This is a genomic window from Lentibacillus jeotgali, assembly GCF_000224785.1.
In the GTDB taxonomy this organism is placed as follows: Bacteria; Bacillota; Bacilli; order Bacillales; family Amphibacillaceae; genus Lentibacillus; species Lentibacillus jeotgali.
On sequence record NZ_AGAV01000005.1, the window covers coordinates 624,457 to 650,485 of the forward strand.

At 38.2% G+C, this 26,029-nt stretch carries 20 protein-coding genes and 4 pseudogenes; 23 read left to right on the forward strand and 1 reads right to left on the reverse strand.

Going from position 1 to position 26,029, the window contains the following annotated elements; all coding sequences use genetic code 11:
- The first annotated feature begins 10 nt into the window (after positions 1-10).
- From ON01_RS05760 to ON01_RS05805, 11 genes and pseudogenes are all read left to right on the forward strand, one after another.
- Entirely contained in the window at positions 11-1,366 is a 1,356-nt protein-coding gene (locus ON01_RS05760) for a dihydroorotase (protein ID WP_010530059.1), read from the forward strand.
- Positions 1,320-2,735 carry an MmgE/PrpD family protein gene (locus ON01_RS05765; RefSeq protein WP_010530060.1) on the forward strand — a complete coding sequence of 472 codons (1,416 nt, stop codon included), beginning with the start codon at positions 1,320-1,322 and terminating at the stop codon, positions 2,733-2,735. The genes ON01_RS05760 and ON01_RS05765 overlap by 47 nt, the downstream gene beginning before the upstream one ends.
- Positions 2,723-3,913, forward strand: coding sequence for a M20 family metallo-hydrolase (locus ON01_RS05770; protein WP_010530061.1), 1,191 nt, complete (start codon positions 2,723-2,725; stop codon positions 3,911-3,913). Before ON01_RS05765 ends, ON01_RS05770 begins: the two co-directional genes overlap by 13 nt.
- Positions 3,914-4,324: 411 nt before the next feature.
- The gene (locus tag ON01_RS05775) at positions 4,325-5,050 is read left to right on the forward strand and encodes a hydantoinase/carbamoylase family amidase (protein WP_425357501.1); all 726 of its coding nucleotides are present in this window, start codon (positions 4,325-4,327) and stop codon (positions 5,048-5,050) included.
- Positions 5,043-5,639: pseudogene (locus tag ON01_RS19865) on the forward strand (transposase); the annotation flags it as partial. The gene ON01_RS05775 and the pseudogene ON01_RS19865, both read left to right, overlap by 8 nt.
- Before the next feature lie 515 nt (positions 5,640-6,154).
- Positions 6,155-6,790, forward strand: a pseudogene (locus ON01_RS05780) (reverse transcriptase domain-containing protein); the annotation flags it as partial.
- A gap of 165 nt (positions 6,791-6,955) precedes the next feature.
- A complete protein-coding gene (locus ON01_RS05785; RefSeq protein ID WP_010530063.1) occupies positions 6,956-8,113 on the forward strand; it encodes a site-specific integrase in 1,158 nt (385 codons plus the stop codon).
- Positions 8,106-9,092 (forward strand): tyrosine-type recombinase/integrase, encoded by a 987-nt coding sequence (locus ON01_RS05790; protein ID WP_010530064.1) that lies wholly within the window; start codon positions 8,106-8,108, stop codon positions 9,090-9,092. The genes ON01_RS05785 and ON01_RS05790 overlap by 8 nt, the downstream gene beginning before the upstream one ends.
- On the forward strand, positions 9,073-10,092 hold the full coding sequence (locus tag ON01_RS05795) for a site-specific integrase (RefSeq protein WP_245544981.1): 1,020 nt from the start codon (positions 9,073-9,075) through the stop codon (positions 10,090-10,092). The genes ON01_RS05790 and ON01_RS05795 overlap by 20 nt, the downstream gene beginning before the upstream one ends.
- Positions 10,093-10,181: 89 nt before the next feature.
- Positions 10,182-10,859: pseudogene (locus ON01_RS05800) on the forward strand (group II intron maturase-specific domain-containing protein); the annotation flags it as partial.
- A 144-nt stretch (positions 10,860-11,003) separates the two neighbouring features.
- Positions 11,004-11,237 (forward strand): annotated as a pseudogene (locus ON01_RS05805) (IS4 family transposase); the annotation flags it as partial.
- Positions 11,238-11,515: 278 nt separating this feature from the next.
- Here the strand turns inward: ON01_RS05805 and ON01_RS05810 are convergent.
- Entirely contained in the window at positions 11,516-12,337 is an 822-nt protein-coding gene (locus tag ON01_RS05810) for an HpcH/HpaI aldolase/citrate lyase family protein (RefSeq protein WP_010530068.1), read from the reverse strand.
- A 392-nt stretch (positions 12,338-12,729) separates the two neighbouring features.
- Between ON01_RS05810 and ON01_RS05815 the strand changes: the two genes are divergently transcribed.
- The 12 genes from ON01_RS05815 to ON01_RS05870 all read left to right on the forward strand — a co-directional run bounded on the left by ON01_RS05815 (position 12,730) and on the right by ON01_RS05870 (position 26,015).
- Positions 12,730-14,655 carry a sigma 54-interacting transcriptional regulator gene (locus tag ON01_RS05815; protein WP_010530069.1) on the forward strand — a complete coding sequence of 642 codons (1,926 nt, stop codon included), beginning with the start codon at positions 12,730-12,732 and terminating at the stop codon, positions 14,653-14,655.
- 188 nt (positions 14,656-14,843) lie between these two features.
- On the forward strand, positions 14,844-16,070 hold the full coding sequence (locus tag ON01_RS05820) for an MFS transporter (RefSeq protein ID WP_010530070.1): 1,227 nt from the start codon (positions 14,844-14,846) through the stop codon (positions 16,068-16,070).
- A 21-nt stretch (positions 16,071-16,091) separates the two neighbouring features.
- Entirely contained in the window at positions 16,092-17,366 is a 1,275-nt protein-coding gene (locus tag ON01_RS05825) for a TRAP transporter large permease (RefSeq protein ID WP_010530071.1), read from the forward strand.
- A 111-nt stretch (positions 17,367-17,477) separates the two neighbouring features.
- Positions 17,478-18,488: a TRAP transporter substrate-binding protein gene (locus tag ON01_RS05830; protein WP_010530072.1), complete on the forward strand. Its 1,011-nt coding sequence runs from the start codon at positions 17,478-17,480 to the stop codon at positions 18,486-18,488.
- A 56-nt stretch (positions 18,489-18,544) separates the two neighbouring features.
- Positions 18,545-19,024 (forward strand): TRAP transporter small permease, encoded by a 480-nt coding sequence (locus ON01_RS05835; protein ID WP_010530073.1) that lies wholly within the window; start codon positions 18,545-18,547, stop codon positions 19,022-19,024.
- 2 nt (positions 19,025-19,026) lie between these two features.
- Complete coding sequence (locus ON01_RS05840) at positions 19,027-19,674, forward strand: isochorismatase family protein (RefSeq protein WP_010530074.1); 648 nt, start codon at positions 19,027-19,029, stop codon at positions 19,672-19,674.
- The gene (locus tag ON01_RS05845) at positions 19,664-20,548 is read left to right on the forward strand and encodes a carbon-nitrogen hydrolase family protein (protein ID WP_010530075.1); all 885 of its coding nucleotides are present in this window, start codon (positions 19,664-19,666) and stop codon (positions 20,546-20,548) included. The genes ON01_RS05840 and ON01_RS05845 overlap by 11 nt, the downstream gene beginning before the upstream one ends.
- Before the next feature lie 414 nt (positions 20,549-20,962).
- Positions 20,963-22,339, forward strand: a complete 1,377-nt coding sequence (locus ON01_RS05850; RefSeq protein ID WP_010530076.1) for an MmgE/PrpD family protein — start codon at positions 20,963-20,965, stop codon at positions 22,337-22,339.
- 12 nt (positions 22,340-22,351) lie between these two features.
- A complete protein-coding gene (locus tag ON01_RS05855) occupies positions 22,352-23,512 on the forward strand; it encodes an acyl-CoA dehydrogenase family protein (protein ID WP_010530077.1) in 1,161 nt (386 codons plus the stop codon).
- A 22-nt stretch (positions 23,513-23,534) separates the two neighbouring features.
- Complete coding sequence (locus ON01_RS05860) at positions 23,535-24,047, forward strand: MaoC family dehydratase (RefSeq protein WP_010530078.1); 513 nt, start codon at positions 23,535-23,537, stop codon at positions 24,045-24,047.
- Positions 24,044-25,201, forward strand: coding sequence for a CaiB/BaiF CoA transferase family protein (locus ON01_RS05865; protein ID WP_010530079.1), 1,158 nt, complete (start codon positions 24,044-24,046; stop codon positions 25,199-25,201). Before ON01_RS05860 ends, ON01_RS05865 begins: the two co-directional genes overlap by 4 nt.
- A gap of 40 nt (positions 25,202-25,241) precedes the next feature.
- Positions 25,242-26,015, forward strand: coding sequence for an electron transfer flavoprotein subunit beta/FixA family protein (locus tag ON01_RS05870; RefSeq protein ID WP_010530080.1), 774 nt, complete (start codon positions 25,242-25,244; stop codon positions 26,013-26,015).
- The last annotated feature ends 14 nt before the right edge of the window (positions 26,016-26,029 follow it).

Consider the following 26,029-nt stretch of genomic DNA (forward strand, 5'->3'; position numbering starts at 1 on the left):
GAATGTGAATATGAATTATGAACAGGTTATAAAAGGAAATCTTGTGTTAGAAAATGACGTTGTCAAAGGCTCTATCGGAATCAGTGATGGCCGAGTGGATAGAGTTTCAACAGATGTGAAATTGGAAGGTGATGCCGTTAAGGACTTTGGGGAGAAACTCATTTTTCCTGGTGCTATTGATGTACATGTTCACTGCTTCAGTAACCCGGATGAAGGGTTTGAGAAGACGACCTATCTTTCCGCGAAAGGAGGCGTGACGACTTTTCTTGATATGCCCTATGATTTACCAAATCCTGTAAATAATACTGACATATTCAAGCAGAAGGTAGTAGAATTAGAGAAGGAAGCCGTTGTGGATGTCGGTCTATGGGGAACAATTTCTAAAAAGAAAGGAACGCCTGATCTTAAGCCACTTATTGAAGCGGGTGCGATGTCATTCAAAATGTCGACTTTTGAAACGGATGAATATCGGTTTCCGAAAATACCTAACGATGAAATCATCAAAGCTATGAAAACCCTTGCGGACACTGGTATTCTTGTTGCGTTTCATTCGGAAGATGACGAAATCGTGAAATCGATGACAAAGGAATATCAGGAGACCAGCAAGCATTACAATTTGGCACACACAGAAACGCGTCCACCATATACGGAAACTTCAGCAGTACTGAAGCTAATGGAATTTGCGTACTGGACGGGAGCCAAGCTCCATATTGTCCATGTGAGTCACCCAAGAACACTTGACTTGATTAAAATGTTCAAGGAAATGGGTACAAATGTATCTGCAGAAACGTGCTATCCATATCTGCTGCTGGATAAGGAAGATCTTGAGAAGTACGGTCCCGCTGCAAAAATGAACCCTCCACTTCGTACGAAGGAGGAAGTGGAAGGCATGTGGAGACATCTTAAAGAAGGGAATATTGATCTGATTTCCTCGGACCATATCAGGTGGAATGCAGCTGACAAGGAGAGAGGGCACGGTAATATATTTAAAGCACCTTCAGGTCTCCCCGGACTCGAGGTTATCGTACCACTTATGTTCGATGCTATGGTGAGCCGTCGCGATTTTTCACCGAGTGCATTTGCAAAAGTAATGTCGACGAATGCTGCCGAAAGGTTCGGTGTGGCACATAAAGGAAGAATTGAGGAAGGCTATGATGCAGACTTTGTGGTTATTGATCCTGAAAAGGAATGGCAGATGAGTGCGGATATGTTGGATACGGACATCAGCCTGTTGCCATTTAGAGACCGTAGGATTAAAGGGAAAGTAATGGAAACAATCATCAGGGGCAGGACCGTATTTGATGGTCAGGAGGTCATGGTTGAATCAGGGTATGGTAAATTTATCAAAGGATCCGGTACTGTATAGGAGTGAAGAGATGGAAAAACAGTTCAATGAATTGATTGATACGGTCCTTGAATATAGTATGTTTTCCGAAAATACAAAGAGACAGGCGGAATGGGTCATCAGTGATACTGTTATCTCTGCCCTTTACGGCCTCCAATCCGAAGAGGAAATCGCCAGTTACATAAACGATGCGTCGAATCGTGTAACTGATCAAGGGTATAGGTTTCCAGTACTGGGTACAGATCTGCTAATTGACCGAAAGGATAGTCTGATCATCCATGGCACCGCCCTCGTATCCAACGAACTGGATGAAGGCAATACATTTGCTAAAGGCCATCCAAGTGCACACATCCTGCCTTCGTTGCTGGTGAGCGCATATGAAAATGATGCGACAACGGAGCAGGTGATTGATGCTTTCATTCGAGCGTATGAAATATCCAGCAGATTGGCATATGCAATTAGTATGAGGAATGACATGCATCCTCATGGCACATGGGGAAATGTCGGGGGAGCAGTCGCCCGTGCACTGATCGAAGGCAGAGATAAGGCAGCCATCAAGGAGATAGTGTTGATGACTCTATCCCTTCCGCTGTCCACGACCTGGCTGGCAGCGGAAAAGGGTCAGTCGGTCAGGAATCTATATACAGGAATCGGAAGTTTTCTCGCTTATGAAACCGTCAGTTACCAGCAGTACGGTTTCGGTTCAAACAAGAAAGTCGTTGAAAACCTATGGTCCAGTATCATGGGAGATGGTATCACTGCAGATCGATTGACGGAGTCACTCATGGATCCACCATTGATCATAAAGAACTACTTAAAAGTACATCCAGCATGCAGATTCACACATGCTGCAATCGATGCCTCTCTTGCGTTGAAAGCAGGCAATAGCATTAATTTTAAAGAAATAGACAAGGTTGAGGTTGAGACATACAATTTGGCAGCAAGATGCAACATCAAAAGACCTGAAACCAGGTTGCAATCCAAATTTTCTATTCCATATGTTGTCGCTTGTATATTAATGGGCGTTGACCTGTTTGGAGATTATGAAGACAACCTTCAACAGGTGGAAAAGCTTGCTTACAGAGTGTTTGTCAGTGAAAGTCAGGAGTTGACCAAATTGCTACCTGAAAGACGTGCAGCGAAGGTGATAGTTACATTGAAAGATGGTACAGAACTTGAACATACTACCTACACCGCAAAAGGAGAATACGACCATCGCTTTAGTGAAGAAGAACTTTGGGATAAATATCAGAACATGCTAACTGACCATTATGATGTTAATTTTCTGAGCGTTCTGAAGGGTAATTTGCTAAATATTAGAAGGTACCCAACTTTCAAGGAATGGATGCAAGCGAATCAATTAATGGGGGAATTGACATGCAAAAACTGAAAATTGATATTAACAGGGTGAAGTATAACCTAGAAAATGTCGCTCAAGTATATAATAGTGGTGAAGACGGTTATACAAGGCTCGCATTCTCAAAGGAGGAAGACCAGGCCATCGATTGGGTCGCAGAGGAGCTCAAATCATATGGTGCTCGGGTGCGAAAAGACGCTGTTGGAAATCTGTATGGCAGGATTGGCCCTGAAGATGCTCCCGTTATTGCCTTCGGCTCCCATTTGGACACTGTTAAAAATGGCGGACTTTTCGATGGGGCAGTAGGGGTATTCACCGGACTTGAATGTATTCGTGCACTCAAGGAACAGAATTTTGATTCCAATATGGCATATGAGTTGGTATGCTTTAAAGGGGAAGAAGGCAATCCATTGGGAGGAACATTTGGTAGCCGTACAGTTACAGGACAAATCAATCCTGAAGCATTCGATGAAAAATTGCTTAAATCCCTTGAGGTATCAGAACAAGATATCAGAAATGCAATGGACACTCTTCCTGAATATAAAGCATTCATCGAGATGCATATTGAACAGGGAACAGTTCTTGAGAACAATGATAATAGGACAGGCATTGTCACAAATATTGCTGGAATTTCTAGAACTCATATTAAAGTTATCGGAACTCCGGGTCACTCAGGTACAATGCCAATGAATTCACGCAAAGATGCCCTTGTCAATGCTAGTGAAATTGTGCTCCATATCCACAAAGGAGCTAAAAAGGTCAAAGACGGAACGGTTGCGACAGTTGGACAGTTAGATGTCATGCCCAATCTTGCAACAGTTATCCCCGGTACAGTAGAATTGACCTTTGAGGTGAGGTCTGGCAGTCAAGAGAGGATCGATGCATTCGAGAAGGAAATGCTAGACTGGGTTACAGCCAATTACGATGTAGAGATTCTACCAGGTGTGAAAAAGAAAGCTAGTAGTCTTTCACCGGAGGTTAGGGCATTACTGAATAGGGCAGCAAATACACTCGGTCTTCCGGTGATGGAAATGGTGAGCGGTGCCAACCACGATGCTAACTCATTGACTAATCACACGGAAGTTGGCATGCTGTTTGTACCAAGCATCGATGGCATAAGTCATAATCCAGAAGAAAATTCCTATTGGGAAGATATCGCTAATGCAGCTGATATTATGCTCCAAGCATTGATGATGTATAGAGAAGAGTGAATCGCATTCTACGATATGAGTTATTCATTTTAACATATCCCTTGTTAAAAATAATTATAATGCTGGTTTACCTAGGATAAAATTTAATTTGGTTGGTTATAGCCTTAAATGACCACCTGAGAAAACGGGTGGTCATTTAAGAATATTAACAGAATTCCTGTGTGTTGAGTGTCCAACATAGAAACCAATAAAAAGTCGGTATATACATCTTTGTAGCTAACAACGTAAATAGAACTTGCTAGTATAACGTGAATCAAGATTGTTTAATAAGAAACTTTATCGTATTTGAAAATGGTGGCTTTAATGGCAGTGAAGCTATGATGGGGAAAAAGAGATATCCATGAGAAGGAAAAACTTCAGGATTTTAATGGGTGGCCTTTTTCTAAAGTGTTAGAAGATGTTGATTTAAGTGTGGAAAGTTATGCAAGTGCTAAAAGGAATCCAGGTGACATTGAAATGTTTATTGAAGTACATATTGAACAAGGGAAACGTCTTGAGAAAAAACGTCTTCCTTGTGGGATTGTAACTGGCATTGCTGGACTATGCTGGCTGGAAATAACATTTGAGGGTGAGGCTGGTCACGCTGGAAATACGCAAAAGGAAGACCGTCAGGATGCATTGGTGGCAGCCAGTGAATTCATTGTAGAAGCTAACAAGCTTCCTACCACAATCAGTGAATCAGCTGTAGCAACTATAGGGAGACAATTAGTTGAGCCAAATGGTGTTAATGTCATACCGGGACAAGTAACGCTTTACGTAGATATAAGGGATATTGATTCACAAACACGTGATCAATTAGTTGATGAAACGATTCATATAACTAGACGAATTGCAGAAGAGCATCAGGTGAACTGGCAATATCATGAAAAATCAAGAGTTACACCTGTCCCTGTAGATGAATCTATACAGGAAAAACTGAAAAAGTCCTTCCAGGCTAACAATATTGAACCGTTCTCGCTTCCAAGTGGGGCAGCACACGATGCGATGATTATTGGTACAGAACTGCCGATTGCCATGTTGTTTGTCCAAAGCAAAGACGGGGTTAGCCATAACCCTTCTGAATGGTCCGCATTAAATGATGGTTTGCAAACGGTCCACGTGCTGAAAACATTTATTGAAGATTTATACACTTTTTGATGACGACGTTCAACAGGAACTGGGACTGGATTCAATTAGTGTTTCCCAATTGTCACGAAAACACCGTACTGTGGACTCCAACTTGTTGGCAGCCATCTTTTATCTATTAGTTGATTCAGATACGTCATTCTCAACCAGGTCGAACAGTTATGCCCGTGAAAATCATTGATTCGAGTACAATGCCATTAAACCTGACGAATCACCCATGGGCTACCTCTCGTAAAACGAAAGGCGACGTCAAACTGCACTTGCGCGGTTGGTATTCATGGAAAATGGTTCTTCTTATCCGGAATACGCAACAAGATCATGTCGGCCAACGAATACGATCGTAACCAATTAGAAGTCTTGGTGGATGACAAGGAACAACCTACGTATTTGATCGTGGTTACATAGATTTTAAGCGTTTTGACCGCATGACGGACGACGGTTATTTCTTCGTCTCCCGGTGGTCCAACAAAGCGCATGGATAATTTGTGTCGCTTAATTGAAGTCGATGATACAAAAGGGCAATCGACTGCGTCTCATCACAAACCGGTTTGACCTAAAAGCCAGCGAGATCAGTGACATGTATCGTTCACGCTGGACGATTGGCGTGTCCAGAAGGACACAACATCTAGTCGGTGAAAGTCCGACCGGGAGAAAAGACTTCACTCCTGTAGCCTGAGAGGCACCGCGGAACGAAAGTGAACCGGTGAAGCCCTCCGACAAACATTCTAAAGGAATGCGGCAAAACTTCAGGTCGTAACACACAGTGAACGCAGATGTAGCCTCGTTACACGCAAATCCGGTGGCTGAGACGGTCGATAACGTGCGAAAGCAGCAGGAACTGACTGAAAAGAGTCTGAAACAGTAGTTCCCACCGGCGGGGTATCAGCGGCGACATGAAGGGAAAGATGATGTGGAAACTGGAGAAGCCCTCGACACCCGGTGAAGAAATCTCATCGAGGAGGCTGTCCTTATAACCGTGAATGGGAAATGGGACTGGCAGGTGTCAGGGTGGCGGAACGGATTGTAGTACTGAAGATACGCGTGCAGCAAAATACGCGAGGAGGAAAGAGTCCGAACCTGTAAACAATTCGTGTGACCAAAGGAGGTAAGGGTGCCATGACAAAAACACCCATCAACTTACAGGAACTAAGGCAGCGAATTTATCAAAAGGCGAAGACTGAACCTACGCATCGGTTTTGGGGTTTGTTTACCCACATAACCAAACGAACTACCCTTCATGAAGCTTACTTACAAGCAAAGAAAAACGGCGGTGCCCCAGGCATTGACGGACAGAGCTTTGATGATGTGGAGCATGAAGGTGTTCAAACGTTTTTGGAAAACATTCAGAAAGAACTCCAAGAAGGAAACTACCAACCGTAGGCGAATCGAAAAGTAGACATCCCGAAGGCAAACGGGAAGATGCGAACACTGCAAATTCCAACTATTCGAGACCGTGTAGTACAGGGGGCGTTGAAACTCATCATGGAAGCCATCTTTGAGGCAGATTTCTGCCCGAACTCGTACGGCTTCCGTCCAAGGCGCTCACCGCATCAAGCACTGGCAGAAGTACGACGAAGTTTACTGCGTCGTATGACAACAGTCATTGATGTTGACCTATCTCGGTATTTTGATACGATAAGGCATCATATATTGTTGGGGAAAATTGCGGTACGCATTCAAGACCCACAGGTCATGCATCTGATAAAACAGGTGATAAAAGCAGCAGGAAAAATCGGTGTACCGCAAGGGGGTTTATGCAAAGCTTCGCATAAACCCCCTTATGCAAAGAAAGTTATTATGCAAAGTAATTGCTATAAATCCTTGTAAGTCAATATTCATATTCGATTTTCTTCGCATAATATCTGAAAATGATTATCAGAGCTTTATGCTCAAATATTATTTTTGGAGGAATGCTTCATGCAGTTCTACCGTAGAAGGTGGAAAATGCTCCTTCAATTCGCTCAGGATCGAGGTGAAACCTATTATACAGAACGATTGGGTATCGATTTTATTGAAAAGCATTTTCAAATTCTTGAAAAAGATTTCGAACGCACGTTATCGCAGCCAGAAACACAAGAACTGCGTGTTATCCGGATGATTGGTAACTTTCAGTTACACCGTACCATTTTATGCCGATATTATAAGCACAAGGAAATTTTGATGGATGCCTATTACATTGAATTAAGCCATCGGTTTAAGCAATATTGCGAGAATCAAAATTATTCTAAGGTGACTATCGACCATTATGTCAAACAGTCAGAACGGTTTATGGATTATCTTGTCTCTCAATCTGTAACGGAGTGTAAGGATATCAACCTCACTCTGATTAACAACTATATCAAAACATTAGCTGGTTATACCTATAAAACGGTGGAACAAGTAATTTGTTCGATACGTGCTTTTTTCCGTTTTCTTTTGGAGGTCGGTGAAACAGATAAAGATTTTGCTTCAAAAACACCAATGATTCAAGCGAGAAAACAAACCCGTATCCCATCTGTATGGACAAAGGATGAATTAAAAAAATTGATCGCTGCCATTGATAAAGGAAGCCCGAAAGGCAAACGTGATTATGCCATTATTTTGATGGCAGGTGTTCTAGGTTTGCGTTGTACAGATATTAAAAATTTGAAAATGGAGCACTTCCGATGGGAAGAAAAGCAGTTAGTCTTCACACAATCCAAGACAAGAGAAACCATATCTCTTCCCCTGACACCGGAGGTGGGCTGGGCCGTGATCGATTATCTCAAATACGGACGACCAAGCATAGAAAGTCCCTACCTATTCGTCAAACATATGGCGCCATTTGATCCATTTTCAGAAGCCGATCATTTACACCAGCTGATTAGTAGGTACATGGAACAAGCTCGTATCCCAAAGTCGAAAAAGCGAAGAGGTATGCATTCTCTGAGGCACACAATGGCCAGTATGCTTCTGGAAAAAGAAACGCCGCTTTCCACCATTTCAGATATCCTTGGACATGTTGATACGAACTCAACGGCTGTCTATCTGAAGACGGACATCGAAAAGCTGAAAGAATGTGCGCTTGATTTTGATGAGGTGTCCAGCTATGAGTGATATCGAATACAAAGGTCCTTTTAAAGAATATCTTCAAAATCACGTGGAATTGAAACGAGCAGTTGGATATAAATATGACACAGATACTCGTCATCTTAAACGTTTCGACCGATTTACATTGGAAAAATACCCTGATGCAATCGATTTAACAAAGGAAATCGTATTGGATTGGTGCAGCAAAAAAACGTATGAGACTCAGGCTAACCAAGCCTCACGTGCATCATTCATGCGCCAGTTTGCAAAGTATATGGATTCTGTTGGAGCGAATGCTTATATCCTTCCTAAAGGATATTTTCCGAAGGGGCAACAATATACTCCGTATATTTATACAACGGATGAACTCACTAAGTTCTTTACTGAAACTGAGAAATGCAAGTACTGTTACGAATGTCCATATCGACATCTCATTATGCCTGTATTTTTTCGGATGATTTACATGTGTGGACTGAGATTATCGAAAGCACGACTTTTAAAAGTAGCTGACGTTGATCTTGAAAACGGCATTCTCATCGTCCATCAATCCAAGAAAGATAACAGCAGAATGATACCTATGTCGAGGTCTCTAACTGAACGCTGTCGGCTTTATTCAGATAGGGTACACCGTTTTTCAAAAGTCGAAGACTATTACTTCCCTGCTTTTGGTGGAAAACCGATGACTATAGGGAATGTATATAAGAACTTCCGCAAATTTCTGTGGGGTGCCAATATTTCGCATGGCGGTAGAGGGAAAGGTTCTCGTATTTATGATTTTCGTCACACTTATGCCGTTCATTGCCTGAAAAAATGGACGGAACAGGAAAAAGATTTAACAGCTTACCTTCCGGTACTGAAAACATATATGGGGCACGATACGTTTGAAGAAACCGCCTATTACTTGCGCATGACTGCCGACGTGTTTCCGAATATTACTTTAAAATTGGAAACACAATTTCCGAAGATGATTCCGGGACTGGGAGGCGATGCGGTTGAAACCGACTGATTTTGCCAAACATCTTACTGACTTTCTTTCGAGTTACTTGCCGTCCCAGAAAAATGTGAGTAAAAACACCATTCATTCCTATCGGGATACATTTAAACTCTTAATTAAGTATTGCCAAGAAATGAAAAATATACCAGCAGAACGAATAACGATAAGCGTTCTTTCGAGTGACTTACTGGTAGAATTCCTAGAATGGTTGGAGGAGGATCGAAAATGCGGCATCTCGACCCGAAACCAAAGACTTTCCGCAATTCACTCCTTTTTCCGGTACGCGCAGGCTGAAGAGCCCGCTGGGCTATTTCACTTCCAAAAAGTCATCACCATTCCCACTAAAAAGGCAAAGAAAACAATGGTGGAGCACCTGACACCTGAGGCAATGAAACTTCTTTTGGAACAACCAAATAAAAATTGCCTAAAAGGTCGGCGTAACCTAACACTCATGAGTGTGTTGTATGATACAGGAGCCAGGGGACAGGAACTTATTGATATTACTGTCAGGGATGTCATTCTGGAGGAACCAGCCGTCATTGTATTAAACGGAAAAGGAAATAAGATAAGACGTGTACCTCTTATGAAAAATACGGTATCATTATTGGAGCACTATATTGTTGAACATCAGCTCGATAAACCATGGAAAAATGAGTATCCTTTATTCTCTAACAACCAACATAACAAGCTTACCAAGGAAGAAATAGCTTATATCATTTCAAAATATGTGGCAGAGGCACAAAAGACTTCTACGATTATACCTACAAAAGTAAAACCACATATGTTTCGCCACTCGAAAGCTATGCATTTACTGCAAGCTGGCGTCAACTTAATATACATTCGTGATTTCCTTGGCCATGTGGATTTAAAAACAACTGAAATTTATGCTAGAACGGATACTGAGACGAAAAGAAAGGCCATTGAAAATGTTTACCCAGATTTGATTAATAGCGATCTTCCGGATTGGAATAGGGACCAAGCGCTTCTTTCTTGGCTTTCCGAATTAAAGTAAAGCAGATATTATGCAAAGTAAATGGAAGAATAGTCCTTTATCCATAGGCATTTTGAAGTTTACTTTGCATAACGGAATACTTTGCATAAGGGGGACCATTTTCTCCACTAGCTGCAAATATCTATCTGAATGAGGTCGACTGGGCATTTGATGCAATCCGGCTTAAAACATCGGAAGGCAACTATGAGGCGGTAAACTATCATCGGTTTGCCGATGATATAGTGATTACCGTGAGCGGCCACTCCAGCAAACGGGGATGGGCAGATTTAGCCCTTCAGCGGCTCTGGGAAAATCTCGAACCTTTGGGAGTGGAACTTAACTTGGAGAAAACTCGGATGGTTAATGTCCTCAAAGGCGAATCATTTGCCTTTCTAGGTTTTGACCTAAGACGAGTTCCAAACCGAAAAAGAACAGGGCATTTCATCATGATGACACCAAGAAAGAAAGCGCGTACGATGCTGAAAGCAAAAATTCGAGAAGTCATCCAAAACGGAGGCGCAAAACCGGCGGAGGATATCGTCAAGCAAATCAACCGAATTCTTACCGGTTGGGTCAACTACTTCCGTGTTGGAAACTCGAGTCGTGCATTCAGTGAAATACGTGACTACACAGAGATGAAAATTAGAACCTTGCTTACAAGAAGAAAACGAAGGAAAAAGCGTAGCATCGGATGGCAGAGATGGAGTAATGGGTACCTCTATGGCATACTGGGGCTATATTGGGACTGGAAAGTCCGCCCGCTTGGAAATGTTGAAAGATACCAATGAAAGTGTCTACTATTCGATAGGTCTCATAACCCTTTTGATGAAGATTACGGGGTGAGCTGCTTGAGGGAAAACCTCACGAGCAGTTCTTATGGGGAGGAGCTGGAGACGGATCACAATAAGACACCGCGCCAGTTCTTTACCCGACAATTATTTTTCAAATGGTTGAAACAGCACGTTAAAATCAAACATTTTTATGGCCATAGTGAAACAGCTGTGATGAACCAGATCTTTTTAGCGCTGATCGTTTATTGCCTGCATGTGCTCATGCAACTGGAAACAGAATCCAGGAACACCATATTGCAGATTAGCCGTTTATTAAAAGCGAAACTGTGGAAGAACTGCCGTCACTGGCTTCGTCGCATTAGCGGCATACCATAATTAGAGTTGTTGTCGCTGTCTCTCCTGGAATAAATGTATAATTTTACCAAATGGACAGCGCCACTTTTTCATTAAGGTTTGTCTTTTTGGCGGAAAATAGAGTTAAATTAATTACTGAATATTCAACCTATATTAATGCAACGCTAGTGAGATGATGAGGAAAAAGTAAAATTTTGTGGTACATTTTGATGGCTGTAATCATTTCAGTCTGCGAAAGTTGCGTTATTAAAAAACCCCCATTTTATTTTAAAACAAATGGGGGATAAGATTTATATTTACTATCCGTGGTTTTCTAAATATCTTTTGGCCAATAAATAGACTGGTAAATCAATTAACTTTCCATTCAGTGCGATAGCACCTTTGTTATTAGCGTTCTCGTAAGTGGAAACGATACTTTTATACCACTCAATCTCTTCTTTAGTTGGAGTATAAATTTCCTTTACCCAAGCAGTTTGTTTAGGATGAATTACTAATTTACCGAAAAACCCTATTTGTTTCCCGAAAAAGGCATCCTTTTTAAATGATTCTTTTTCATCGACTCTAGGGAAAACGGCATCAATCGGTGGTTCACCATTTGCAGCTCTTGAGAGTAATACTATTTGGGACATAGCATATCTTCGCTCTATTCCAGAGAGGGTCCATTCTGCTGCAATATCATATGCAAAATCAACAGATCCAAACGCTACTTTTTTAACCAATTGATGTGACTCAATAAGTTCTTTTGTTTTTAATACTCCAGATGCTGATTCAATTAACGGTATAACCTCCTTCACAGATAACTTCTTTGCAACAGCTTGAATAGTTTCAACTTTTTCACATTTAGGAAGCATTATTCCATTTATACTAGACATTTGTTTGATTATGGATAAGTCATCCTCGTGCCAAGGTGTGTTTTCGGGATTAACTCGAATCCACAACTTTTTGTCAGAAAGTAATATAGGATATTCTTTTTCTATTTCTAGAATAATATCTCTTGCTTTTGTTTTTTGTTCCGGGTTTACACCATCTTCCAAATCAATAATCACTGCTCCTGCATTACTTTCTAACGCCTTTATGATTTTTTTATTATTGTCACCAGGGACAAAAAGATAAGTACTCAAATTATAAAACCTCCTTATTATTTTTTGAGTATTTGATATAAATAATAATCATTCACTTTATTCACAGCTAATGTCTCAATTCAAGATTGGATATTTATATTTTCATTTTCATCTATTAAGTACGACTTGTATATTTGTAAATTGAAACCAAGACATTTCATTGGTAATTGGAGCCTTCACCTGAGTAGTGTGTCTATGTCTATTTTTACAAATTTTAGCCTTAATTTCAATATTTTAAATTGTTTAATAAAATTAATATTGCGCAAAATTTGTTATTTTATTAAACTAATTTATAATAACATATTAGATTCTTAAACATCTTAAGGGGGTGAAACTCTAAAAGGTAAGACTTGCGCATAGAAAAATAATTATATATAAGGGGGAATTTGTATATGTCTGTCAATATATTGGTTATCACTCATCAAAACTTCTCTAGTTTAGTTTATGATGCAAAAAAAATGGTAAATCTTCCTTTTAACCTAGACATAATAGAAGTGGAGTTTGGTGAGTTAAATAATTACATCGATACTGATTCAATAATGAAGTATGATTTAGTAATTACTAGTGGTGCTCATTTGGAATTTATACACAATGAGTTAAAAGAACTAACTTACCATGTTTCTTTTTACCCTTTAGAGATAATTGAAGCAGATTTGGTCCAGTCATTGGTAAAAGCAAGCAATTTTGGCCAAAATATCATATTGATGACTTATGCTAATAAAACCCATGAATTGAAAGAATATGTAAGAATATTAGATGTAAATTTAATTCAACTTGGTTTTAAAAACTTAGACGATGCCACTAATCAACTTCGTGAATATAAAAGTAAGGGATACTATACTGTTATAGGGACAAGCTCAGTGTGTCAAATAGCAAGGGATTTAGGTATGAACGAAGTTCTTATTTATTCTACTGAATATTTAAAGATGGAGTTTATTAAAGCTTACCAACTTGCTTCAACTAAGCACAAGATGATTAGTTATGCAAAAATAAAAAAATCTATATTCACAAATACAACAGGTCCAGTTTTCATGGTGGACAAGGATGAAGTAATTATGGAAACTAATACTTCGGCACTGACTTTTTTAGGAAAGGCTCATAATTATGAAATAATAGGAGAGGAATTTAAAAATTATATTGACCTTCCATCAATCTCCCAAATTACTTCATCTCAAACTTTTCGGCAAAAGCAAAATACCATAACAGTAGATCCAATTATTATAAACTCTAAAATTGAAGGCTACATAATATATATTCAAGAAAAGATGATCTATGGAAAGTCTGGAGATATAAAACAATTAAATTCACTAAAATCTAAATATAAATTTGAAAATATTATTTACAAATCACAAAAAATGAAAAAAGTAATTCTTAAATCAAAACAATACGCTACTTCCGATGCACCAGTTCTTATTTCGGGGGAATCCGGTACCGGAAAGGAACTATTAGCACACAGCATTCACCAAAAAAGTTCTAGGAATTCTAAGCCTTTTCTGCCAGTGAATTGCTCTGCAATACCTCAAAATATACTAGAGAGTGAATTGTTCGGGTATGAAGAAGGTGCTTTTACTGGTACAAAAAAGGGAGGTAAACCAGGCTATTTTGAATTAGCTCAGAATGGTACTATATTTCTTGATGAGATTGGAGAATTGCCATTTGACATTCAAACAGTACTTTTAAGGGTATTGCAGGAAAAAGAAGTGATTAGACTGGGAGGTAATAATATTATTCCTTTAAATGTAAGGGTTATCACCGCTACTAATAAATCATTAGTCAGCTTAATTCAAGAAAACAAATTCAGATCAGATCTTTATTATCGTGTTAATGTATTGCAATTAAACATACCTCCTCTAAGGGAAAGAAAAGAGGATATTATTGATATCCTGAGTCACTTGTTGAAGAAATATGGATTTACTATGTCTGAAGCAGAATATTTAATTAGCAGTACAAGAGACTCAATTTTATTTCACACCTGGCCAGGAAATATAAGAGAATTAGATAATTTTGTGCAGCGTTTTACAGCTTTACGGACGACTACAAATATATCTTTAAATCTTGTAGAAACCTTTAATGATATTTTGTATGAGTTCTTGGAAGAAAAAAGACGACAAGATGCATTATCTTCCTTAAATACACCCTTCTTTTCAACAGAAAGTGAGGGTAACTTAACAGATTCTGAGTTAGAAAAAATAAAAATAAACAATGTTTTGTTTCAAACGTCCGGTAATAAAAATAGAGCTGCGGAAAGGCTAGGAGTTTCTCGCACAACATTATGGAGAAAAATAAAGCAATATAATTTGGAGGAAGTAATCAATTGATTTTAAATTGAAGATGTTGTTTAAATTTGTAACAGTGTTGAAACGCTTCGAAACATAAATTTATGTTGATAAAAATCTTCAGTTTAGCTGAGCCCCTCATTAACTGAAGATTTTTATCTTTTTAATCAATGTAATATTGGCATGATTTTTGCCTCTATATAACTAAACAATTTATATGGAGGATCTTTATGCAGGTCAAAGACAAAGAAATGGGCAGTCAAGGAACGCTCTGGAATAAATATCTTATTTGGCTTATAATGATCCAAACTTTTACTGCCTTAGCATATTATGGGTATGTGCCCTTAATTCCATTTATGGAAAGTGAGTTTTCATTGTCAAATACTCAGGTAGGTTGGATGACTTCCTCGGTGTTTTTGGGCGCCTCAATTATTGCTATTCCTTCAGGGCTTATAACGGATAAATTTGGGACAAAAAAATCATTATTTGCCTTTTGCTTTTTTTTAGCGACAGTTACTGCACTGTTTTATTTAACAACTAGTTTTGTCTACATATTAACATTGCTCTTCTTACTCGGCTGTGGTTATGGAGGGATCACGCCTGGAACTAATAAAGGTATTATGGAACACTTTGAATTATCTAATCGTGGAACCGCAATGGGTCTTAAACAGACTGGTGTATCATTAGGGAGTATTTTAGGGACTTTGGCTCTCCCCCTAATAGCAACTTACATTGGTTGGAGAAGTAGTCTCTTGGTTCTTTCCCTTCTATTGTTCATTTTATGTACTTTTCATTTTAAAATTTTGGAGGAGAGTAATATTGAATACAGAAAAACTGGCTTAATTAAAGGATTATTGGAAGTGGTAAAAAATAAAAATATGTTAAAAATTATTATAATAATCGTTTTCTTTATTTGGGTTCAATTAAGTGTAATGACTTATTTAGTTCTGTATTTACTTGATACCACAAATAAAACTACAGTGTACGCTTTGCTATGTTTAGCCTTATTGCAATTAGGTGGTGCTGTTGGTAGATCAATTTGGGGAGCAATAAGTGATAGATATTTCAGTAGAAAAAGAGGGGGGATACTGGGGATAATTGGAATAGTATCTGGTATTTTATTGCTTATTTTTACCATGATCACTGATAACATGTTTTTTCCAATAATTGCAGGAGTGTCCTTCTTATTAGGTGTTACTACACAAGGATGGAATGGAATTTTTGTTTTATTGGTGTCCGAAGTAGTTAGGAAAGAACAAATAGGTCTAGCTAGCGGTGTAGGGTTGGCCTCGGTTTATATAGGAGCCGTAATAGGAACCCCTATATCTGGCTGGATTATTGATCGAACTGGGAACTATGAAGTGATGTGGCTGATTTGCTCATTTTTTATGTTCCTTATTGGAATATTGATTTTTTGGATGAAGCTCGATGGAAACACAAAGAATTTGACTATTTAATGGAAAAGAAAGGTGATATAAATGGAAATTACTCTTTACTTAATTATATTATTGATTTTATTAATATTTGGTACACATATAGGAGTTGCTTTAGGAGCAAGTGCATTAACAATTCTAATTATCTTTGAAGATACTAATCTGAATGTAATTTCTCAACAAACCTTTGCGTCAGTTAATAATTATGCCTTAGCTGCTATCCCATTCTTCATACTAGTAGGCGATATCGTCATGAAAGGTGATTTAGCTAAGAGGTTATTGGATCTAGCTGATATTCTGTTACGGAAAATACATGGCGGAACGGCTATGGCTGCAATGATTGTAAGCGTTTTCTTTGCATCTATTTCAGGTTCTAGTGTCGCTTCTACTTCTGCCTTAGGGAAAAATGTTGTGAATTTGTTAGGTGAAAAGGGATACCCTAAAAGATTCATTGCTGGACTCGTGGCTACTGGAGGTACTATAGGTCTATTGATACCTCCAAGTCTCAGTTTTATCTTAATTGGGAGTATGATGGGGATCCCAGTTATCGATTTATTTACTGCAGGAATTGTTCCAGGTGTGTTACAAGGAGTCATGCTTATTTTGGTAACATGGTGGATCAGTAGGAAGAATAACTGGGAATCAAATTTTAATACTGTGAAAGTTACACCGAAAATAATAGGGAAGAAATTTAAATCTTCCACGGGTATGTTATTACTTCCTGTAGTGATACTCGGCGGCATTTACTCAGGAATGTTTACTCCTACTGAGGCTGCAGCGGTAGCTGTATTCTACGCACTCTTATTAGTTATTTTATTAAGAAAAACAAATATGATGGGTGTATGGTCGATGTTTAAGGGAGCTCTCCTCCAATCTGGAATGATATATCTAATTGTAATTGGGGGAGCACTAACGGCGTTTATGTTACAAAGTTTAGGATTAACTCAAGAATTGATAAGTTATATAGCAAATTCGGGAATTGACGGTTGGAAATTCCTTCTCATAGTTAATGTGTTCCTACTTCTATTGGGTATGTTCCTGGATGGTATTTCAGTCATTGTTTTAGTTAGTCCATTACTTTTTCCTATAGCTACTGCTGCAGGGATAGATCCTATACATTTTGCGGTAGTATTAACCTTAAATATCGAGGTGGCAACGGTTACACCTCCTGTGGGGCTTAATTTATTTGTTATGAGTGGTTTGACAAAGATTCCGATTGAGGAAGTTGCAAAAGGGGTGGGCCCTTACTATCTTGTTCTGATAGTTTCTTTAATTTTAGTTACATATTTTCCTCAATTAAGTTTAATGCTGTTGAGGTAAATTGAATTATATATAAAGAAATGGGGGATTTTATGAATTAAGTTTATAGTAATTAGATAAAATTTAAGGATTACTTTGGAGCTGATTAAAGGATATTGAGGGAGGATATTTATGAAAACAAAAATTAGTTTACTAGGTGTCTGTTTAATAACAGTGATGTTTGTAGTGGGGTGTAATGCAGAAACAAGCGGTAGCGAGAAGGAAACACATGAGATTATAATGACTCATGAATTACCGGAGTCTTTTTTTAAACATGATTACATGAAACAGTTTAAGGATTTAGTCGAAGAAAGAAGTGATGGTAGGTTAGATGTTACTATACATCCTTCAGGGCAGTTATATACTGATGCGGAAGCTGTGCAGAATTTAGGTACTGGAAGTGTGCACATGGTATGGCCAGTTAGTGTTCATTTGGAAACGTTAGCAGAGGAGTATGGGGTCGTGAATCTTCCTTTTGCTTTAAAGGATGAAATTATGCTTAACGATCCACAGTACAGAAAGGACTTAACAAACTTACTAGATTCGTTTGTAGAAGATAATGGAATTAAAGTATTAGGGCTGATGAGAACTGCAGAAGGCATAATTTTGTCTAACCAAGAGATTAGCAAAATGTCCGATCTCTCGGGGATGAAAATACGTTCTGTTGGAGGTCATGTGGCTAACGATATGCTCGGGGCTTTTGGGGCGACTGCAACATCAATGCCGGCTACTGAAATTACTACCTCACTTTCTCAAGGAGTGATAGATGGTGTAAATACCTCCCCTGACGGATGGGCGAATGTTGTAGGTTCTGCTGCAAGTCATGGATTTGTTGTACCTGAGATGCAAATATTCACTTATTCAATAGCTACTGATAAAGCCTGGTTCGAGAATCTTCCCGAAGACTTACAAAGCATTATTCAGGAGACAATTGACGAATTAATTGTAGACCAATGGAAAGAATCGATAGAACTTGATAAACAGCACCTCGAAGAGATTACAAATGATTTTGGAGAGGTGAACCGTGTATCAGAAAGTAAATTAGATAAATGGAAAGAGCAAACAGAAGAAGTTCGCAAAAAATTTGAAGAGAGGCATCCAGAAGCGATGAGGAAATTTAAGGAATTAAATGAGGGGGATTAGCCTAACAGGGCTGTTCCTCTTCCTTTTAAATTCCTAAATTACGAGGTGGGAATATAATGAAAATATTAAATTTTATTCAAGATAAATTAGTAACTACATTTGGAATAGGGTTATTTTTTGTTTCCGCTACTTGGATGCTTATTGAGGCTATAAGTAGGCAGTTTTTTTCAACATCCTTTGCTATCTCAACAGAATTGGTGGTTTTTTCGCTTGTATGGGCAGTTTTATTAACTTTGGGTGCAAGTGGTAAAAAGGGGTATCATGTAGCCTTAGATCTATTCACGAGGAAGTTTAATAAGGGGGTTGGAAAATTTAGTAATATATTAGTCTTTTTAGTAGGTATATTTTATGCAGGGTTCATTTTGTATGCAGGTGTTGAATATATTGACCATTTAATAAGAACTGGTATAACTTCGCATTCACCTTTAAGATTGCCTATGTCATTCGTCTTTTTATCGGTTCCAATTGGATTTTTCTTCTTGGCTTTGTATTATTTACAATCTTTTATTAATGAATTTAAACAAGGGAGGAAATAAAAATGGAAGAACGAACACTTTCAACTTACAAAGCGGCTGGTTATGGTTCAGGTGAAATTGGTATTGGGGGTAGCCCTGCTTTATTAATAATTGATTTTCAAAAAGCTTTTACTTCTTCCGAATCGCCATTAGGAGGAAGTGAAGCAATAACAGAGGCAGTTGATAATACAAAACTTTTACTGGGTAAGGTAAGAAATTTAAATATCCCTGTTATTCATACCAAAGTGGCGTACAGGGACGATAAGCAAGATATGGGGCTGTGGATAAATAAAGTCAACAATTTATCTCTAATTAAAACGAACTCAAAATGGGCAGAACTGGATGATCGGGTAAGAAATGAAGAGAGTGAAATAGTCTTAACAAAAAAGATGCCCTCAGCTTTTTTTAATACAGATTTGATCAGCTTATTAACAAGTAAAAATATAGATACTTTATTGGTTTGCGGATGTACAACAAGTGGTTGTGTTCGGGCAACAGTTGTTGATTCATTCTCATATGGCTTTCGGACAATTGTTGTCGAGGATTGTGTTGGCGATCAAGGAACAGAGCCACACCACGCCAACCTTTTTGATATTAAAAATCGTTACGGAGATTTGATACCGTCCGAGGTGGTAATAGAACGATTGGAGGTAGGATGTGATGGAAAATAAAATGAAAGTATGTGGGATACAAATGGGACCCTATCCTGGAGATAGTAAAAGAAATTGGTACAAAATCGAAAAAATTTTTGAAGAAGTAATGGTTAAAGAATCTCCTAATCTTATTGTATTTTCTGAATTAATGACAACACCTTATTTTGCTACCAAAAGAAACGAAAACTTTTTTAAAGAATTTTCGGAAACAATGGAAGGTGAAACAGTTCAAAAATGTATGAATCTTTCTTTAACATATAATACACATGTTATTGGAACATTATTCGAGGAAGAGCCTAAAGTAGAAAATTCTAATTACTATAACTCAGCTTTTGTTTGTTCGCCTACTAAAGGACTGATAGGAAAATATCGTAAAGTTCATTTACCTAAAGTGATATCAAAGAGTTTAACTACGGATGAGAAGTTTTACTTTGAACAGTTTGGAAGTGGAGGAGATGAGTTCCCGGTATTTACACTTGATAATGGTTTTAAAATAGGTATTCTAATTTGCTTTGATCGCTCTTTCCCTGAAGCTTGGAGATCTTTAAGTTCCCAAGGAGTAGACCTGGTGGTGATTCCAACAGCTACTTTTGGGTTTAGGAAAGATTTGTTTGTTCAGGAATTAAGAATTAGGGCTATGGAGAACAATGTTTATGTCTTAGGTGTCAATAAAAGCGGAGAAGAGAGCATGAAAGATGAACCGACAGTTAGAAATCATTTTGGCGCCAGTTGTATTATAGACCCCTTTGGGGATGTGATAAATGAATTAAGCGATGATATATGGACATACTTAACAAGCGAGATTGATTTGGAATCTAGTAAATTGTCTAAAGACCGAGTCAATTGGTTAAGTGAAAGGAAACCAGAGATATACAATAAATATATTACTTAACTTTTGTTCAGTTTATTCAATTGAAAACGAGATAAAATTGGCTCCTCGCTATTTAGTGTTGGGTGCAAACTCAAAAGATAGAATGGTAGTCGGTATGACACGGAGTCTCTGCGGGCATGATTCACGAGCCAAGCCGCCAGTATCAAGGGATATTGGCTCACGCATAAAATGCTATCACTCCGTTTAAAACCTCCTAAACTACCTTCTATTCCCACACTACATAGCGGAGAGGCATAAAATTTTAATTTAATCTTGTTTCAAAATTATTCAAATGAAACAATTTTGAAACATCTATCATCAATGATTTAAAAACTTTGCTTATTTTATTTGGAATAATAGCCGATTTAAGCTTATGAAAAATTGGCATGATAATTGCAAGGTATTAATAACTAAATATTAAAAGGAGATGAACATATGCAAAAGTTGGAAACTGCTTCACCAAAGTTGTCATTTTTAAATTTAAGTTATGGAAAATTAAGTGAAGAGGTTGTTGATCGTGTGAAATATTTAACACTAGATTTCATTGGATTAGCTAGTAGAGGAAGTTTGTTCACATCAAGTAAACCATTACAGACATTCATAGAAAAATTTGGAGGTGATGGAGACGGCACAATTATTGGAAATAAAGAATTATCATCCTTACCTCAGTATGCAGCCCTTGCAAATGGTGCAGCAGCCCATAGTTTAGAATTGGATGATGTAATTAATGAGTCATCTCTTCATCCTGCAGTAAGTGTTTTTCCGGCGGCTTTTGCTGTAGGCGAGGAAGCTAATAGAAGTGGGAAAGACTTTATAGTTGCTTCGTTGATTGGATATGAGCTAATGAGCAGATTGGGTGTTGCACTTAATCCTTCAGAAGTATATAAGAAAGGTTTTCATCCAACTGGTCTGATGGGTACTTTTGCTGCATCGGTAACAAGTTCAAAACTTTTAAATTTATCGACTGAGAAGACATATAATGCTATTGGCATTGCTGGCAGCCAAACATCTTCATCAATGGAATTTTTACAAACAGGAGCATGGACAAAAAGGTTGCATCCAGGATGGGCAGCGCAAAGTGGAATAATTGCTGCCCAATTGGCGGCAGAAGGGTTTACAGGACCTGATACGATAATAGAAGGTAATAGTGGTTTTGCGCAGGCACATTCTGATAATTACGATTTAACTCAATTAGATAATAGCTTTGATATGAATGAAAACGCTATCCTTAAAACTAGTATTAAGCCACATGCTTGTTGTAGGTACAAACAAGGCCCCTTGGATTTGATACTTGATATTGTAAAAGAAAACAACTTGGTTCCATCAGATATAAACCAAATAAACGTTTATCTAGTGGGCACCGCCCTACCTATTGTTGCAGAGCCAGCAGCAGAGAAACGTCGTCCTAAATCTTCTGTTGATGCTCAATTCAGTATGCATTTTGGAGCAGCAGTAGCTACGATTTATAGAAACACTCTTCTTGAGCAGTATGATGAGACAGTAATAAGGGATTCAAATGTTATCTCAATGATGGATAAGGTAACTTGTGTGAGAGATGAGGACTTAGAAGAATATTTTCCAACTAAATGGCCTGCTCGAGTGGTTATTGATTCCAAAAAAGGTTTATTTGAGAAAAAAATTGATTATCCAAAGGGGGATCCGGAAAATCCATTATCTTGGGATGAAATTATAAATAAGTTTCGATATGTTACTTCCCCGATCTATAGTGAAAAACAACAAACAGCTATCATCGATAAGGTAAGAGATCTGGAAAACCTAAAAGGAATAAAAGAATTAGGAAATTTATTATAAGGAGGCAATAAAATGGCATTATTTACTCCAACTGATGAGCAAACTCAAGTCTTGGATATGGTCAAGGATTTTTGTAAGAAGGAAATTGATCCGGTGGCTAGGGAGTTAGAACAGAAGGATGAATATCCACATGAAATTGTAGAGAAAATGAAAGAACTTGGGTTCTTTGGTTTCACAATTCCCGAGGAATATGATGGGATTGGCATCGATTTTGTTACTTACAGTTTAGTTATAGAAGAGATAACTAGACACTGGATGAGTGTGGCAGGGATTTTAAACAGCCATTTGATAATGGCATATATAGTAGAGAAATATGGAACAGAAGAACAGAAGAACTCTTTTTTGCCCAAATTTGCCACAGGGGAATGTCGTGGCGGATTGGCACTATCGGAAGCTGAAGCTGGGACAGATGTGCAGAATATCTCCACCAAAGCAGAAAAAAATGGAGAGCACTATATTGTTAATGGGAGCAAAATGTGGATTACTAATGCACGTTATGGAAATACATTCATCCTTGCTACAAAAACTGATACTAAAATTAAACCGAGGTATAAGGGCATTAGTCTATTTCTCATTCAAAAAGGTGAGAGTGGTTTTATCGTTCAAAAAGATATAGAGAAATTAGGTTATAAAGGTGTGAAAACTAGCGAAATTGTATTTGAAAATTTTAAGGTTTCTTCGAACCAGTTGATTGGAGGAGAAGAAGGCAAAGGATTTAAGCAAGTCTTGGGGGGGCTTGAATTGGGGCGTGTTAACGTTGCTGCTCGAGGACTTGGTCTAGCTAGGGCAGCTTTTGAAGATGCTATTCGTTATGCCCAAGAACGAAAGACATTCGGAAAACCGATTGCTGAACACCAAGCAATACAACTGAAACTGGGTGAAATGGGAACTAAACTGGAGGCAGCAAGACTGCTGACAATGAACGCAGCAACTAAGCTTCAAGAGGGAGAGAGAAGCGATCTTGAAGCTGGGATGGCGAAGTTGTTTGCAACAGAGGCTGGTTTTGAGTTATCAAGTGAGGCAATGAGGATACATGGAGGTTACGGCTATACTAAAGAGTTCAATATTGAGAGATATTATCGTGATTCTCCTTTGATGTTAATTGGTGAAGGCACTAATGAAATTCAGAAAATTGTTATCAGTAAAGGGTTAACTGAGAAATACAAAATCTAACAAAATTAGGAGGAATTTAATAATGGCGGAAATTCATACTCCATTTGGAAGAGCATTTGAGGACTTTGATGTGGGAGATACAATTTATCATTGGCCGGGAAGAACTATTACCGATGCTGATGATATGATTTCTAGTTTATTAGCATTAAATCAGCATCCTCTTCATATAGATGCTCACTATGCGTCACAAACTCAATTTGAACAAAACCTTGTGAATGGCACCTTAGTCTTTTCTATTGCAGTAGGGATGACAGTTAATGATATAAGTGGAGCTGCCATTGCTATGTTGGAATATGAAAATATTAAACATTTAAACCCAACCTTTCACGGTGACACTTTATATTGTCGTACAAATATTTTAGATAAAAGAGAATCAAAAAGTAAGAATGACCGGGGAATTGTCCAAGTGGAAACCTTTGTGAGTAATCAAAGAGAAGAAGACGTAATGAGTTATAAAAGAAAACTATTAATACCTAAAAAAGAATTTACCAGCCGTCCATACACACATACCAAAGGTAGGGAGGAAAAAGTATGAAACCATTAGAGGGTACAAGAATACTGTCTGTAGAACAATATGGTGCTGGTCCGTTTGCTACTTCTTTATTAGCTGATATGGGAGCAGAAGTGATAAAAATTGAAGATCCAAACACTGGCGGAGATGTGTCACGGACTGTAATCCCTTACGCAGAGGATCAGGATAGTTTATTCTTTCAATCACTTAATAGAAATAAGAAGAGTATTTCCCTGGATATGAAATCAAAAGAAGGCAAAGAACTTTTTCACTCATTAGTTGAAAATTCGGATGCAGTTTTTAACAATCTTCGAGGAGATGTACCAGATAAGCTTGGAATAAATTATAAACAATTAAAAGGTATTAATCCCAAGATAGTTACCTGTTCTTTAACAGGATTTGGGACATCTGGATCCATGAAAAAAAAACCTGCTTATGATTATCTATTACAAGCGATGAATGGGCATATGTCCTTGACTGGGGAGCCTGACGGACCGCCATCAAAATTCGGATTGTCAATCGTTGACTTTTCAACCGGTATGATGGCAGCACTGGGGTTAATGATTGGTATATCTCAGGCACAGAATAAGGCCAAAGGAAGTGATGTAGATGTTAGTCTGTTTGACACTTCATTATCTGTCTTAAATTATCTGGCAATATGGCATCTCAATAAAGGTTATGAGCCCAAACGAAATTCGTTTTCTGCTCATCCCACACTAGTACCTTCGCAGTTGTTTCCGACCAAGGACGGTTATATGATTGTAATGTGTAATAAAGAGAAGTTTTTCAACATTCTGTCTGATGAAATAGATAGACCAGATTTACCTAAAAATGATAAATTCAAGGATTTCCAAGCACGGTTTGATAATAAAGATGAATTAATTAAAATACTGAATGACATTTTTATTAAATATCAAACTGACTATTGGCTTGATAGACTCGAAGGAAAAGTACCTATAGCTCCAGTTAATACTGTTGAAGAGGCTTTATCTCAACATTTGGTTAGCGAGCGAGATATGATAGTAGACGTTGATAGTAAAACTTTTGGGGATATAAGAATGCTAGGCACGCCAATAAAAATTTCTGATTTTAACCCAACTTATGTCGAAGGACCAGCATTAGGTGAGCATAATGATGAATTTTTTGAAAACTTGTTAGCGGGACAAAAGAAGAAATAAGCAACCTTAATTAATTTTATAGGTATAAAGGATGAAAAATATGGATATATACGTATTGTTGAAAAGAACCTTCGATACTGAAGAGAAAATCGTTGTATCTGATGGACGAATAGAAGATGAAAGTGCCGAATACATTATTAACCCATATGATGAATATTCCGTAGAAGAAGCCATCAAACAGCGGGATGAACTCGGCGGCGAAGTAACCATTGTCACGGTCGGTGATGAAGAAGCTGAAAAGCAGTTGCGAACCGGACTTGCAATGGGAGCAGATAAAGCTGTTTTAATCAACACTGAAGATGATTTGGAAGACGGCGATCAATATTCGACAGCCAAGATTTTGCAGATTTATTTTGAAGATAAAGAAGCTGATCTTATTCTGGGCGGCAACGTCGCAATTGATGAAGCAAGCGGACAAGTCGGGCCAAGACTTGCAGAAGCTTTAGGCATTAATTATGTTACAACGATTACTGCCCTTGAGATTGATGGCGATACAGCTAAGATCGATAAAGACGTTGAAGGTGATGTCGAGAAAATCGAAACAAGCCTACCGTTACTCGTAACTTGCCAGCAAGGTCTGAACGAGCCTAGATATCCATCACTTCCGGGAATCATGAAAGCAAAGAAAAAACCGTTGGAAGAACTGGAAATTGATGATTTGGATCTTGATGAAGATGATGTCGAAGCAAAAACTGAAACAATTGAAGTATTTCTGCCCCCTGAAAAAGAAGCAGGACGTGTTCTGGAAGGCGAGATTGATGATCAAGTGAAAGAATTGATCTCCCTGCTTAAAGATGACGCAAAATTACTTTAAACATAACGGAGAGG

What these genes read in the sequence shown, in the direction of transcription:
- ON01_RS05860 (WP_010530078.1), top strand. Translation starts at nt 23,535, where the DNA reads ATGGCGGAAATTCATACTCCATTTGGAAGAGCATTTGAGGACTTTGAT.
- ON01_RS05855 (WP_010530077.1), top strand. Translation starts at nt 22,352, where the DNA reads ATGGCATTATTTACTCCAACTGATGAGCAAACTCAAGTCTTGGATATG.
- ON01_RS05825 (WP_010530071.1), top strand. Translation starts at nt 16,092, where the DNA reads ATGGAAATTACTCTTTACTTAATTATATTATTGATTTTATTAATATTT.
- ON01_RS05845 (WP_010530075.1), top strand. Translation starts at nt 19,664, where the DNA reads ATGGAAAATAAAATGAAAGTATGTGGGATACAAATGGGACCCTATCCT.
- ON01_RS05770 (WP_010530061.1), top strand. Translation starts at nt 2,723, where the DNA reads ATGCAAAAACTGAAAATTGATATTAACAGGGTGAAGTATAACCTAGAA.
- ON01_RS05835 (WP_010530073.1), top strand. Translation starts at nt 18,545, where the DNA reads ATGAAAATATTAAATTTTATTCAAGATAAATTAGTAACTACATTTGGA.
- ON01_RS05820 (WP_010530070.1), top strand. Translation starts at nt 14,844, where the DNA reads ATGCAGGTCAAAGACAAAGAAATGGGCAGTCAAGGAACGCTCTGGAAT.
- ON01_RS05815 (WP_010530069.1), top strand. Translation starts at nt 12,730, where the DNA reads ATGTCTGTCAATATATTGGTTATCACTCATCAAAACTTCTCTAGTTTA.
- ON01_RS05840 (WP_010530074.1), top strand. Translation starts at nt 19,027, where the DNA reads ATGGAAGAACGAACACTTTCAACTTACAAAGCGGCTGGTTATGGTTCA.
- ON01_RS05790 (WP_010530064.1), top strand. Translation starts at nt 8,106, where the DNA reads ATGAGTGATATCGAATACAAAGGTCCTTTTAAAGAATATCTTCAAAAT.
- ON01_RS05865 (WP_010530079.1), top strand. Translation starts at nt 24,044, where the DNA reads ATGAAACCATTAGAGGGTACAAGAATACTGTCTGTAGAACAATATGGT.
- ON01_RS05785 (WP_010530063.1), top strand. Translation starts at nt 6,956, where the DNA reads ATGCAGTTCTACCGTAGAAGGTGGAAAATGCTCCTTCAATTCGCTCAG.
- ON01_RS05760 (WP_010530059.1), top strand. Translation starts at nt 11, where the DNA reads ATGAATTATGAACAGGTTATAAAAGGAAATCTTGTGTTAGAAAATGAC.
- ON01_RS05870 (WP_010530080.1), top strand. Translation starts at nt 25,242, where the DNA reads ATGGATATATACGTATTGTTGAAAAGAACCTTCGATACTGAAGAGAAA.
- ON01_RS05850 (WP_010530076.1), top strand. Translation starts at nt 20,963, where the DNA reads ATGCAAAAGTTGGAAACTGCTTCACCAAAGTTGTCATTTTTAAATTTA.
- ON01_RS05830 (WP_010530072.1), top strand. Translation starts at nt 17,478, where the DNA reads ATGAAAACAAAAATTAGTTTACTAGGTGTCTGTTTAATAACAGTGATG.
- ON01_RS05795 (WP_245544981.1), top strand. Translation starts at nt 9,073, where the DNA reads ATGCGGTTGAAACCGACTGATTTTGCCAAACATCTTACTGACTTTCTT.